Here is a 13,401-nt window from a genome sequence, read left to right on the forward strand (position 1 = left end):
TTCATGTGCCTAATACTTTACGAAAGGTTCCATTCCATCTGGGAATTGTGCATTTGCACACCCAATACAATTTGTATTATCTCCAATAGGCCAGTTAACGTATCCATTCCATTTTCTCCTTGGGCAATCAGTTTTTGTAACAGGCCCTCTACATCCTAGTTTTATCATGCAGCCTTCGTCTCCAAATTTTTGTGCAAATATACCTTTATCGAAAAATCCTCGCCTTGTACAATTATCATGAATTGTAACTCCATAGAAAAGTAATGGTCTTCCCTCACTATCTAATTCAGGTACGCCATAACCAATCAAATGTGCTAAAGTTCCTACTATCCAATCTGGATGGCAAGGGCAACCTGGCAGTTTAATTACTTGTCGATTTAAAACTTCCTGTACACTTTTACTTTCTGAAGGGTTTGGTTTTGCAGCCGATATTCCTCCATGGGAAGCGCAAGTACCTACAGCCACAACATACTTTGCTTTTCCGCCTGCTAGTTGTATTGCCTCTAACGCTGTGATATTTGTCCCATTATAATTTGCTACAATGTTATAACGCCCCTTTTCTCTTGTTGAAACTGCCCCATCCACTAATAATATAAACTCTGTATCTAGCGTTTCTAAAAACTTTTCAAAAGCAAGCTGCCCTTCTAATCCCATAAGTGTGTTGTTATAAGTAAAATTCACCATGTCAGTTAAAATATCATAAAGCCCAGGATTTTCACTATTAAGTAAGGAAATTATATTTCCTGAGCATCCTGTCACCTCAAGCCATATAGCATTCATCTTTTTAGTCTTTTTATCTTTTAGCATTCCTACAACATCATTTGCAAGTCTCTTTGACGTATGAATCTTAGCTTTTGTAAGTGGACATGCTTTTCCACTTGTCAACCTAATTCCTCCATCATTTATTACTTCCTTTCTCTTATTAAAAAATTAGAACTTTTCATTTTCTCTAATAATTATCATTAATATAAGCTAAATTATGTACTGGTTTTAGATTCCAAATACGTTCAATCATTTCTACAGCTAAAGTATATGATTGTAATGATTTAAAAATGCTACACTCTATTCCCACTTCTTAACTTTATAAGATTTAATTCCTTTAGATAGTATTATTATTAAAATAAATCACTTCGGAATTTCTCCTATAAGAATCAACAAAATATTAGCCATATTTTTTAAATTATAATCAATGTTTTTACAAAATTTTGTTATTTATTATGGTTATTTCTACATTTTTTCGAAAATTTTATTATTATGTTTTATTTTTATCCAATTTATTGTATAATATATCCGTAGTATTATATTATGTAAATATGAGAGGAGTTTTTATTATGGTAGAAAAAATGTTTTGTTATCAGTGTGAACAAACTGCTGGGGGTAAGGGATGTACTAAAATAGGTGTGTGTGGTAAAACACCTGAAATTGCAGCAATGCAAGATTTATTAATTTATCAATTAAAAGGAATAAGTGTGTATGCAAAAGAACTTTTAAGCAAAAGTGAAAAGGTTGACACATCAGTAGCCTCTTTTGTTGAAGATTCTTTATTTATGACATTAACTAATGTTAATTTTGATCCTAAGTCTCACCTTATTCAACTTAAAAAGTCTCAAGAAATTAAAGAGTCTTTAAGAGCAAAGGTTAAATCTGAAAATATCACCTCTCCTGAAGCATTGTACAACCTAAGTGATTCTAAAGAATCTATACTTGAAGATGCTGAAAAGGCTGGAATAATGTACGATGAAAACTTAGATCCAGATATTCGTTCTCTTAGAGAAACTATAAAATATGGTTTAAAAGGAATTGCTGCTTATTCTCATCAAGCTAGATTTATAAAATATACTAGCGATGAAGTAAATGACTTCTATTTTAAGGCTTTAGCAGCTTTAGCTGATGATAGTTTAACTCTTGAAGATTTGATTAAACTTGCAATGGAAACAGGTACTATGAGTGTTAAGATTATGGAAGTTTTAGATACTGCTAATAATACTACTTATAGCTCTCCATTACCTACAAAAGTTAATGTAAATATTAAAAAAGGTCCATTCATAGTAGTATCTGGACATGATTTAAGAGATCTAGAAATGTTACTTGAGCAGACTGAGGGTAAAGGAATAAATATTTATACTCATGGAGAAATGTTACCTTCACATGGATATCCTGAATTAAATAAATATCCTCATTTAGTAGGTAATTTCGGAAGTGCATGGCAAAATCAACAAAAAGAATTTGATAATATACCTGGTTGTATTTTAATGACAACAAACTGCTTAATGAGACCAAAAGATTCTTATATAGATAGAATATTCTCAACAAGTGTTGTTGGATTTGATGGTATTAAACATATTGAAAAAGATGAAAATGGATATAAGGATTTCTCTGAAATAATAAATAAAGCTCTTGAACTTGGTGGTTTCACAGAAGACGAAGAAGTCAAAGAAATCTTAGTAGGCTTTGGGCATAAAGCTACATTAAGTCATGCTGAAACAATTATTAATGCAGTTAAAGACGGAAAAGTTAAGCACTTCTTCTTAATTGGTGGATGTGATGGTGCAAAGCCTGGAAGAAATTATTATACAGAGTTTGCTGAAAAAATTCCAAAGGACTGTATTATTCTTACTTTAGCGTGTGGAAAATATCGTTTCAACAAATTACAATTTGGTGAAGTTGCAGGACTTCCAAGATTGCTTGATGTTGGACAATGTAATGATGCATACTCAGCAGTTAGAATAGCTTTAGCTTTAGCTGATGCATTTAACTGCACAGTTAATGATCTACCTTTATCAATAGTATTGTCTTGGTATGAACAAAAAGCTGTATGTGATTTACTAGCGCTACTTTCTTTAGGCGTAAAAGGAATGTATATCGGGCCAAGCTTACCTGCTTTCTTAACTCCTAATGTATTAAATTTCTTAGTTGATAATTTCGATCTTAAACCAATCAGTACTCCTGATGAGGATTTAAAACAAATATTAGGCTAAACTTTAAATTTGGACAATAAATTGTTCTATTGTAAAATGCATGAAACCACTGTATAAAATTAAAAACCATGCAATAAGTGATATAAATCATCTTATTGCATGGTTTTTGTTATTCGGACTTTGCAATTAGTTTTCCAACAACTTATGTTATATATAATTCCTCAAACCTTCTTCATCTATAATGATTATTGTTTTTGTTCCTATTATTTTTATTAAATTTTCATCTTCTAATTTTTTTAATTTCCTGCTTATGGTTTCCCTCGTCACCCCAATATAATTAGCCATATCTTCCCTTGATATGGGTAGTTTTACAGAAATATTACCGTCAACATTTTCTCCATACTTCTCCATAAGCTCTATAATTAAATAAGCCATTCTTGAGTCAACATCGTTAGTTGCTAAATTCTGAACAAGATTTTCAACTTTTGATAATCTTTCCCCTACTGTTTCTAATACCTTTATTCCAATCTCAGGATTCTTCATCATTATATCTTTCATTTCCTCCTTAGTAAGAGTACATATTTTAGCATCCTCTATAGCTTTAGAATTAAATCCATATTTAGATGGTTTTATAAGTTCTAATTCCCCAAAGAAATCTCCTTCTGAAAGTATATGTAGTATCTGTTCCTTACCATCCTTAGTATATTTATATAATTTTATTTTTCCTTCATTTATAAAATAAAGTGTATTAGCTATATTACCTTCATTAAAAATAACACCGCCTTTACTAAATTCTTTATGATTAATTCTATTTACAATCTCCACTAATTCGTCTCTATTTAAATTTTCAAATATTGGAACCTTACTAGCACAAAGTCCTCCTCTGCAATTATTGCAGCAATTACCACAGTGAATATTCATAACAAATCCTCCTACATATAAGATATATCTCCAAATAATATCTTACTTTAAGTTGTGTCACTTGTATATTTAATCCTAACTAAAACCACTTAAACAATATCCTCCTTAGTATTATTATAATGAAAAACTCATAAAAACTTAATCTTAATATTTTGATTTGAATCATATTTTTATAATTGAGATAGGTATACAATAAAAACATCGAAAGACAACAACATAGAAAATTAATTGAAATATAAAAATAAATAAAAATTATGGAGGTTTTATATTATGGAACAAAACATTATGCTAGGTAAAAATATATTTTGGGTTGGTAAGGTAGATGATAGAGATGTGCCTTTTCATAGATTGACTTTAACTAAAGGAACTACTTATAACAGTTATTTATTAATGACAGAAAAGCCTACAGTAATTGATACTGTTGATATGAGTTTTGGAAGAGAATTTGTACAAAACTTAAATAATAAGATTGAACTTGATAAAATTAAATATATTGTAATTAATCATACAGAACCTGATCATTCTGGTGCCCTTGGAAGCTTAGCAGCCAAAGCAAAAAATGCTGTAATTGTATGCACAGAGCCAGCTGTAAATGAACTTAAAGAGATGTACAGGCTTCATAATAGAGAATTTTTAGTTGTAAGTGATGGTGATACTTTAGATATAGGAGGTAAAATTCTTAAATTTATACAAACACCATATCTTCATACTGAAGAAACTATGATAACTTATTGCGAAGATAATAAAATTTTATTCCCTTGTGATATTTTCAGTACTCATGTAGCCAATTATGAATACTTCAATGACTTAGCTCAAGTAGACATAAAGGAAGACTTTATTACTTATTATAAATTGATAATGCATCCTCACAGAAGATATGTTCAAGAAATGATTGAAAAAATCAAAGATTTAGATATAAAGATGATAGCTCCTTCTCATGGATTTATTATTAGAGATGAAGTCCAAAGCTTTATAGATATTTATGATAATATGAGCAAAAATACAGAGCTAGATAAAAAAGCACTTATTCTATACTCTACTATGACAGGGAATACAAAAAAGATTGCAAATATTTTTAAAGAAAAGTTTGAAGAGCAAAATATAACTTCAGAGCTTATTGATGTAAATAAAGATCCAATGGATAATATAATGAATGCTATTAATGAAGCTGACGCAATCTTCTTTGGCAGCTCAACTAAATATGGTGACATGATTGGAAATATGGAAGAGGTACTAAAAAATCTTAAAACTCTAAACTTAGAAAACAAGCTAGGCGCAGCATTTGGTTCTTATGGCTGGAGTGGAGAGGCTATAGAGGTTATACAAGACTATTTAAATAAAACTAATTTAAGATCATTAAATACTTCTGATATAATTAAATCTACTGGTATGACTGATATAGAATTACCTCTAAGAATTAGATTTTCATCAAAAGAAGACAACCTAAAGAGCATTGATAGAATAGTTACTTATACTAGTGATTTATTGTTTAGTACAATTTAAAATAATGCACCTGAAAAGAAATAAAGTGCCCAAAGTTGCCGTAGATATTTTTCATCTATAATCTACATCAAAAGGATCTTGTGAGATTAGGCACAAAACAGCCTTTCTTTCCTAAGATCCTTTTGATATTAAATATAACATTTATTTGCTTAGCATATGTGTCTCACCAACTATTTAAGCAAACTATTATTAATATTTAAAATTCTTCTAACACTTTCTGACCAAAATTCTTTCCAAAGGCTATGCACGCTTCAAGTTCGTCATCATTTGGCATATATTTAAACTTTAATCCATCTTCAACAACTTTAATTTTAGCCTTTGTTAAATAGTTTGTAAGAATATCTGTTGATTCTCCCCCCCATCCATAACTTCCAAAAGCTGCACCTACTTTCTCATTAAACTTCAATCCAATTAAGTCTTCAATAAGAGGTAATAAAGAAGTTAAAATTCCATTATTAACTGTTGATGATCCTAGTATTATTCCCTTTGATTTAAAAACTTCGGCTAATATATCGCTTTTATCTGAAGTAGCGACATTAAATATTTTATATTCTACCCCTGCTTCTCCTAGGCCTTTGCCTATAAATTCAGCCATTTTATGAGTAGCCCCCCACATTGAGTTATATGCAACCACTACACTTTTATTTGATTTTCCGGCTGCCCACTCATAATATTTCTCCACTATCATCATTGGATCTTTTCTCCAAATGATGCCATGAGCTGGAGCTATCATATCTACAGGTACTCCAAGTTTTTTAAGTTCATCTATTTTTTTTGTAACCAGTTTACTAAAAGGAGTAAGTATGTTTGCGTAATATTTAAGAGCTTCCTGATTAACTTCTGTTTCATCTACTTCATCATTAAAAATGCTCGAAGATGCATAATGCTGTCCAAATGCATCATTAGAAAACAATATATTTTCTCCAGTAAGATATGTAAACATACTATCAGGCCAGTGAAGCATAGGAGCTTCTATAAATACAAGATTATTTTTACCTATATTTATTTTCTCCCCTGTTGAAACGACCTTAAAATTCCACTCCTTATGATAATGCTTCTGTATTGACTCTAAACCTTTTTTCGAAACAAAAACTGTTGCATTAGGAATATACTCCATTAATGCAGGTAACGCTCCTGAATGATCAGGTTCCCCATGGTTCATAACAACATAATCAATCTTAGATATATCAGTTACCTCTCTCAAATTTTCAAGAAACATCTCTGTTAAAGGCTCCCATACAGTATCTATAAGAACCGTTTTTTCATCTTTAATAAGGTATGAATTATATGTACTTCCTCTATGGGTAGATAATTCATTTCCATGAATATGCCTTACTTTCCAATCGGTGGCGCCAACCCAATATACTCCATCTCTAAGTTCCTTCATACTAATTCCTCCCATTTGTTAAATTCTACTTCATAAGTTCTATAAAATGTATAATTCAACTCTTAATATACGTAATTTTCTGATAGATTATACTTAGAACTTGCAGTACTAAAATTTAAAAATATAGTATTATAATGATGCTCACCCTGTGTGTATAAATTCAACAAAATTCAGGTGGAGTTACCCTCCCACCTGAAAAGTTTCACTTTATTCTAAAGAGAACAAAAGGCAACTAAATTTCTAATTGCCTTTTTTGTTGCTAATAATCTCAATAAATTCGTCTATTGAATATTTAGCTGCTTCATTAATATTAACTTCTATTTTATTTTCTATAAGACTTTTAATCACCATGAATTTCTTATTGTCACCTAATACGATAGTTCCAACTATATGATTATTACTTATAAGTATTTTATAATACTTATGTTCATTATCCGATCCTTCAACCAATAAATCTATATCTTGATCTCCTTCAATATATCCCATTGAAAACACAGATATTCCAAAAGCGCTTAATGAAGTTACTGGTGCTGAATGTTCAAAAATTAAATCTTGATTACATATATTCGCTCCTGCAACTTTACCTTGCTGCATTGCCATACTCCATAATCCATAGACTCTACCGTTAAATTCCGAAACATCTCCTGCAGCAAATATATCTTTCATATTAGTCTGCATTTTGTTATTTACTACTATCCCCTTATTCACCTCTAAATCAGTATTTTGGGCAATTGAAACATTGGGCATAATTCCAGTGGAATAAATAACCATGTCACAAGCACCTTGCGCTCCAGACTTAGTTATAAACCCTTTGACCTTTTCTTCCCCAAATATTTCTTGTACTTGAGTATCCAGCATTACTTCAATATTTTGAGCTTCAATTGATTTCTTTAATTTATCTGACGCAAATTCATCTAACTGACGAGGCATTAAACGTGAAGCAAATTCTGCAATAATAACTTTTTTCCCACATTCAGATAATATATTAGCAATTTCTAAGTTCTGAACTCCCCCTCCAATAAGAAGTACTCTCTTAACATTATTTAAATACTCTAAAATTTTTAAAGCTCCATCTAATGTTCTTAAGTTAAATACACCTGGCTTATCTATGCCTTTAATTGGGGGCGTAAGATTACTTGCTCCATTTGCTAAAAGCAGTTTAGTATAAGGCACACGGGTTCCATTTTCAAGAATTGCTTCTTTATTTTTTGTATCTACGCCTGTAACCTTATTATCAGAATAAACCTGAATATTATTATCCGTATACCATTTCTTTTTTTGAATTAAGAGCTTATCTTCCTCCAAATTGCCTAAAAGCCCTTTAGAAATCTTAATTCGATAGTATGGATAAAACTTTTCCTCACCAAATATAACAATTTCACTTTGCTTATCTATTTCTCGTATTGCTTTAGCTGCTGAAATGGCTGCAATACCACTACCAATAATAACTATCTTTTCTTCCAAGAAAAACACCTCTTTTTTGTTCATAAAAAATATATGAATGTCCTAATTAGGTTCCTTTTATTATACCTATCAGCTCGCTATATTATACTCCTAAGTCTATGTAATTATATATAAAACCTATTTCTTTGTAATAGCAACTCTCCACACCTCAGGCCCTTGTTCAATATATTTCCACTCAAATTGCTCCGGAAGTTCAATTATAAACTGATAATGAAGTGGTCTAGGGTCATGATCATTTATAAGTTCCATCTTCTCACCATGAATTAGCCCCTCAAAAGTTTTAAAAATCATTGGGTGTTTATCCTTCGGTTCATATATTCTAGCATCTACAGTTGCAGTATAATTTAACATAATTAATTCCTCCTAAATTTGTTTATTTGTTAATAAGATTTATTTCACTCTTTAATCCATTATAGCTTTATTTATTCAAATAAAATGTGATTAGAATCAAATAAGATTTTAAATATCTAAAAATACGTTTGCTAATTGTATCCTTTCATTAGTTCCCCAATCAATATATCTCCGTAAACAAAAAAATTATATACATAATTAATTCCTAAATAGGAAAAGTTAATATCGATATTAATAGACGCATGAAAGAAAATAATATGCTTGTATTTCTATTAATTTTCTTTCATATAGGAAAGTTAAAGGAGTGAAATTTTAGTGAGTGAAAAAATGCTAGAAGAATTAGAAGGATTTAACGGAAGAGTAAGTTATCATGATTCTGTAGAGGAAATGGTAAAAAGAATAAGAGATGATAAATTATCAAATGTATTTGATAGATATGCTTCTCAAGAAAAGATAAGATGTTCGTTTTGTCTTAAAGGGGTAAGCTGTCAACTCTGTTCAAATGGTCCATGTAGAATTAATGAAAAAGGTGGCCAAGAAAAAGGTGTCTGCGGAATAGACCCTAATGCTATGGCTATGAGAAACTTTCTCCTAAAAAATATAATGGGGGCTGGTACATATAGTCATCATGCTTATGAAGCTTTTAGAACCTTAAAAGCTACTGGAGAAGGAAAAACTCCATTTAAAATTACTGATGTAGATAAACTTAAATGGATGTGTGAAAAAGTAGGAATCGATACAAATCAAGAAGTTAACAAAATGGCAATCGACTTAGCAGTATTGCTTGAAGATCAGCAAAAGATAGATGCGGAAGATAAAAATATTATGGTTGAGGCTTTCGCACCTAAGAAAAGAAAAGAAATATGGAAAAAGTTAGCTATATATCCAGCTGGTACAGTACATGAAGAGCAAAACTGTGTGGCTAGCTGCCTTACAAACGTAGATGGAAGTCATGTTTCTCTAGCCATGAAGTCACTTAGACTTGGAATCGCTACAATTTACAATACTCAAATAGGGCTTGAAATGGTTCAAGATATACTATTTGGAACTCCAAAACCACATGAAGTCAATATGGATTTAGGAATTATGGACCCAGACTATGTAAATGTAGTATTTAACGGGCATCAACCTTGGCCTGGAGTTGCAACTCTTTTAAAAGCAAGATCTGCTGAAGTTCAAAACATGGCAAAAGCTGCAGGTGCAAAAGGACTTAGAATAGTTGGTTCTATAGAAACAGGTCAAGAATTACTTCAAAGATTTGAGATGGATGAAGTTTTTGTAGGTCACATGGGTAATTGGCTTACTATAGAACCATTACTTGCTACTGGTACTGTTGACGTGTTTGCAATGGAAGAAAATTGTTCACCTCCAGCCATAGATATGTACGCAGAAAAATACCAAGTCACTTTAGTGTCTGTAAGTACTATAATTGATTTACCTGGTATTGAACATAAGATTCCTTATGAACCTTCAGAAGTTGATAAGATGGCAGATAAATTAATTGAACTTGCCATTGAAAACTTTAAAAAGAGAAAAGAAAGAAAAATTGAACCTTTAGTTCCAAAGAAAACTCAAAAAGCTATAGCTGGTTTTTCAACTGAAGCTGTTTTAGGTGCACTTGGAAATAAAATTGAACCTTTAGTGGATGTTATTGCTGCCGGAAAGATCAAAGGAGTTGTAGCTCTTGCAAATTGCTCAACTTTAAGAAATGGACCTCAAGATTCCATGACTATAAATCTTACAAAAGAGCTTATAAAAAGGGATATATTAGTTGTTAGTGGTGGATGCGGAAATCATGCTCTTGAAGTAGCGGGTCTATGTACTGTTGAAGCCGCAAATGAAATGGCAGGAGAAGGTTTAAAAGAAGTATGTAATATGCTAAAAATACCTCCAGTATTAAGTTTCGGAACTTGTACTGATACTGGCAGAATTTCAATGCTAGTTACTGCTCTTGCAGATCACTTAGATGTTGATGTATCAGAACTTCCAATAGCCGTTACTGCTCCAGAATGGATGGAACAAAAAGCAACTATAGATGGAATTTTTGCACTAGCTTATGGTACTTATACTCATCTATCTCCTACTCCTTTTATGACTGGCGCTCCTGAATTAGTAGAACTTTTAACAGAAAAAGCAGAAGATGTAACTGGTGGTAAGATAGCCCTAGGTGATAATCCTGTTGAAGTAGCTGAAAATATCGAAGCTCATATTATTGCAAAAAGAAAAGGTATGGGATTAAGCTAATATATTTTGTAAATAAGATTCATTAAATTAATAATTAATCCTCTAAACTAACAATAAGTAGAACTTCCTTTAACTATTTAAAATATTCAAAGAAAGTTCTACTTATTAAGATTTTCATTATTAATAAAATCTACATTCTGAAATATCGCATAAAACATTACTCTTTAGGAGTAAAACTGCAATATCCTATTTCATCACATCTACTTTTCATATCATCCCATATTTCATTATCTTTTATAGCTTCTATTGCTGTAGGGTATAAAATATAATTTTCCTTAAATATGTGATCTCTTAAGTTAAATACTATATACTTTGATGTATCATCTACTTTTTCTTTTACTTCCTTAAACTCAGATTTAGAAGCATTTTCAGCTATTGCTTTTAAGGACTTCTTCTTCCCTCTTAAATCATCATGTTCCATTCTCATTATTCTAGTTGGACCAGTAATCTTTCTCTCTTCCATCTCTGAAAATAAAACTTGCTCTTCTCTTAAATGATGCTTTTCTGCATCCAAAATGTTATCAATAACAGTTTTCAATGAATCGAATTCTTTTGCGCAGCTATCATAATTATCTGATTTTTGAATTCTCGAATTAATCTCCTCAAGTTCTGTTAAAAATCCAAGGATTTTCTCATGCTCAATAATAAATGTATCAACAACATGTCCTGGTTTAATTTTTGTTTTAATTTTATCAAGTTCATCCTTTAAGACTTCCATGTGAATATCACAAAGATGCCTTAGATCTTGCGGATTCATTCCTTTTTCTATTAAATTTTGTTCTGCAATTGATAACTCAATTGGATTTATATCTGAAACAATTTCTAAAGCTTCTTTTCTTAGTTCATCTGAAACTCCATGTTTGTTTAATTTTTCCAAAACATCTGTTAACTCTTTAATTTTTGTAGTATTCATTTTAAATTCCTCCTACATACCTTTATTATTTATATGTTCATTCTATAAGAATTTCATTTATAAACATGTGATTCAAATCAAAATTCAAAAATATTTTAATAATGACTGAATTATGCTGAAATATCTATACATAAACATCAGTACTAAACTTATTAAGTTTGTTAAAAAGCTTATTTATATAAATTTCACCTCAAACGCTGTAAAAGTTAATAAAATGTGGTTAAACACTTTTAAATTGCGTTTGAGGTGAAAATTCACTTTATTATGACATCCTTATGATTTATTTGTTATACCTCTTTTGAATAAATTGCTGATGGATTTGGAGCGAGTATTACAAAGCAAGACATATCTTTCTCTCCAGTATTTTTTAAACTAAAGATTTCAGTTCCTTTGCAGTGTATTACATCTCCTTGAATAATCTTATGTGAACTTCCATCTACCCCCAGTTCGCCTTCTCCTACAAGAACATGAACAATTAAATCGCTTTGTTCATGGTTGTGAGGTGGTACTCCTTGACCTGGCTTAAAATTTAAGACAAAGTTAAGTACTCTGTTCTCATTAAAAAGAACTCTCTTAGTAAATTTTTCTTCACTATATTCAATTTTTTCCGATATTTTTTCTATTTTCATACTATTCACTCCCTTTCCTAACTTATATTTAATATTTCCTATTTTTATAATATGATTCTTCATATTATGTAGTCAGTTCATACTCAGTAAGATAAATAAATATACTTGAAATTCCTTTCTTAACTATAAGATTCTAATTGCATTTTCATTTCTTCTAATTGCCTATCTACAATACTTGCCTCTTCTATGTGATTTGTTATAGTTTTTGATGTCACTCTTAAAATTTCATCCACATTTATTATTTCTTTACTCATATTTTCGATATGTCGTTTTTGATTTGTTAAAATTTCTATTACTTTCCTTACTTCCTGCTCAACTTTTCCTATAGAAGATAAGCTTTCTTCTATCTTTTCTGCCGCATTCACTGATGCATTAACCCCTTTAGCAATAACTTCTTTAGATTTATCTGAATTATTTATAACGATATTTGTTTCATCTTCTATATTACCAATTAACACTGAAATATCCTTAGTGCTTTGCTTAGTCATTTCTGCTAGATTTCTTATTTCACCCGCAACTATCGCAAATCCTTTCCCTTGTTCTCCAGCCCTTGCTGCTTCTATTGCAGCATTCAAAGCTAGTAAATTAGTTTGATTGGCTATATTAGTTATTAACTTTACAACCTCATTGACTTTACTAAACCGTCTTGCCAATTCATTTATATTTTCAGTATTATTCCTATTCTCACCTTCTAGAAATCTTACTACTTTGACAATTTCCTCAATAGCACTTTTGCCTTCATATGATTTATTAACTGTATCTTTTGTAATTTCGATAAGATTATTCCCTTCAAAATATAATTTATCTGTCAAGTCATTAGTATTTTCTGTCAAACTAGAAATCGCATTCATATGTCCCTTCACTTCATCAGCAAGCTTTCCTAAAACATCATGTTGATCATCTACTCTATGATGTTGTTTTACAATCCCCGCTAATAATCCACTCATTTTCTGAAAAAAATTACTAGTATCATCGTGCAATTTTTTTGCCTTCATTATAGTTTCTTCACCATCAATTGATTGCTTATTTTCTAAATCTTTAATTTTCTTATTTCTAAATAGGTTCATTCAG

The 13,401-nt window shown here is 30.7% G+C and carries 11 protein-coding genes; 3 read left to right on the forward strand and 8 right to left on the reverse strand.

Annotated elements, in window-relative coordinates:
* Positions 1-9: 9 nt before the first annotated feature.
* Positions 10-885, reverse strand: coding sequence for a hydrogenase small subunit (locus PZA12_RS15310; protein ID WP_077844276.1), 876 nt, complete (start codon positions 883-885; stop codon positions 10-12).
* Between the two features lie 446 nt (positions 886-1,331).
* On the opposite strand from PZA12_RS15310, the gene hcp reads away from it, so the two are divergent.
* Positions 1,332-2,978, forward strand: coding sequence for a hydroxylamine reductase (gene hcp, locus PZA12_RS15315; RefSeq protein ID WP_077844277.1), 1,647 nt, complete (start codon positions 1,332-1,334; stop codon positions 2,976-2,978).
* A 147-nt stretch (positions 2,979-3,125) separates the two neighbouring features.
* On the opposite strand, the gene PZA12_RS15320 is transcribed toward hcp, so the two are convergent.
* Positions 3,126-3,839 carry a Crp/Fnr family transcriptional regulator gene (locus PZA12_RS15320; protein WP_077844278.1) on the reverse strand — a complete coding sequence of 238 codons (714 nt, stop codon included), beginning with the start codon at positions 3,837-3,839 and terminating at the stop codon, positions 3,126-3,128.
* Positions 3,840-4,109: 270 nt separating this feature from the next.
* On the opposite strand from PZA12_RS15320, the gene PZA12_RS15325 reads away from it, so the two are divergent.
* The gene (locus PZA12_RS15325) at positions 4,110-5,342 is read left to right on the forward strand and encodes an FprA family A-type flavoprotein (RefSeq protein ID WP_077844279.1); all 1,233 of its coding nucleotides are present in this window, start codon (positions 4,110-4,112) and stop codon (positions 5,340-5,342) included.
* Positions 5,343-5,538: 196 nt separating this feature from the next.
* On the opposite strand, the gene PZA12_RS15330 is transcribed toward PZA12_RS15325, so the two are convergent.
* From PZA12_RS15330 to PZA12_RS15340, 3 genes are all read right to left on the reverse strand, one after another.
* Positions 5,539-6,729 carry a flavodoxin domain-containing protein gene (locus PZA12_RS15330; RefSeq protein ID WP_077844280.1) on the reverse strand — a complete coding sequence of 397 codons (1,191 nt, stop codon included), beginning with the start codon at positions 6,727-6,729 and terminating at the stop codon, positions 5,539-5,541.
* A gap of 240 nt (positions 6,730-6,969) precedes the next feature.
* Positions 6,970-8,193, reverse strand: coding sequence for an NAD(P)/FAD-dependent oxidoreductase (locus tag PZA12_RS15335; protein WP_077844281.1), 1,224 nt, complete (start codon positions 8,191-8,193; stop codon positions 6,970-6,972).
* 117 nt (positions 8,194-8,310) lie between these two features.
* Positions 8,311-8,544 (reverse strand): DUF2249 domain-containing protein, encoded by a 234-nt coding sequence (locus PZA12_RS15340; RefSeq protein WP_077844282.1) that lies wholly within the window; start codon positions 8,542-8,544, stop codon positions 8,311-8,313.
* 315 nt (positions 8,545-8,859) lie between these two features.
* Between PZA12_RS15340 and cooS the strand changes: the two genes are divergently transcribed.
* Entirely contained in the window at positions 8,860-10,788 is a 1,929-nt protein-coding gene (gene cooS / locus PZA12_RS15345) for an anaerobic carbon-monoxide dehydrogenase catalytic subunit (RefSeq protein WP_077844283.1), read from the forward strand.
* 157 nt (positions 10,789-10,945) lie between these two features.
* Here the strand turns inward: cooS and PZA12_RS15350 are convergent, their stop codons facing one another.
* The 3 genes from PZA12_RS15350 to PZA12_RS15360 form a co-directional block, all read right to left on the reverse strand.
* Positions 10,946-11,701 carry a DUF438 domain-containing protein gene (locus tag PZA12_RS15350; RefSeq protein WP_077844284.1) on the reverse strand — a complete coding sequence of 252 codons (756 nt, stop codon included), beginning with the start codon at positions 11,699-11,701 and terminating at the stop codon, positions 10,946-10,948.
* 287 nt (positions 11,702-11,988) lie between these two features.
* Entirely contained in the window at positions 11,989-12,330 is a 342-nt protein-coding gene (locus PZA12_RS15355) for a cupin domain-containing protein (protein WP_077844285.1), read from the reverse strand.
* Positions 12,331-12,449: 119 nt separating this feature from the next.
* Positions 12,450-13,397 (reverse strand): methyl-accepting chemotaxis protein, encoded by a 948-nt coding sequence (locus tag PZA12_RS15360; RefSeq protein ID WP_077844286.1) that lies wholly within the window; start codon positions 13,395-13,397, stop codon positions 12,450-12,452.
* Between the last annotated feature and the right edge of the window lie 4 nt (positions 13,398-13,401).

Source organism: Clostridium beijerinckii, assembly GCF_036699995.1.
Taxonomy (GTDB): domain Bacteria; phylum Bacillota; class Clostridia; order Clostridiales; family Clostridiaceae; genus Clostridium; species Clostridium helianthi.

Bases quoted from the DNA above. Each gene is read 5' to 3' on its own strand.
- PZA12_RS15325 (WP_077844279.1), top strand. From the start codon at position 4,110: ATGGAACAAAACATTATGCTAGGTAAAAATATATTTTGGGTTGGTAAG.
- PZA12_RS15340 (WP_077844282.1), bottom strand. From the start codon at position 8,544: ATGTTAAATTATACTGCAACTGTAGATGCTAGAATATATGAACCGAAG.
- PZA12_RS15320 (WP_077844278.1), bottom strand. From the start codon at position 3,839: ATGAATATTCACTGTGGTAATTGCTGCAATAATTGCAGAGGAGGACTT.
- PZA12_RS15330 (WP_077844280.1), bottom strand. From the start codon at position 6,729: ATGAAGGAACTTAGAGATGGAGTATATTGGGTTGGCGCCACCGATTGG.
- hcp (WP_077844277.1), top strand. From the start codon at position 1,332: ATGGTAGAAAAAATGTTTTGTTATCAGTGTGAACAAACTGCTGGGGGT.
- PZA12_RS15350 (WP_077844284.1), bottom strand. From the start codon at position 11,701: ATGAATACTACAAAAATTAAAGAGTTAACAGATGTTTTGGAAAAATTA.
- PZA12_RS15355 (WP_077844285.1), bottom strand. From the start codon at position 12,330: ATGAAAATAGAAAAAATATCGGAAAAAATTGAATATAGTGAAGAAAAA.
- PZA12_RS15360 (WP_077844286.1), bottom strand. From the start codon at position 13,397: ATGAACCTATTTAGAAATAAGAAAATTAAAGATTTAGAAAATAAGCAA.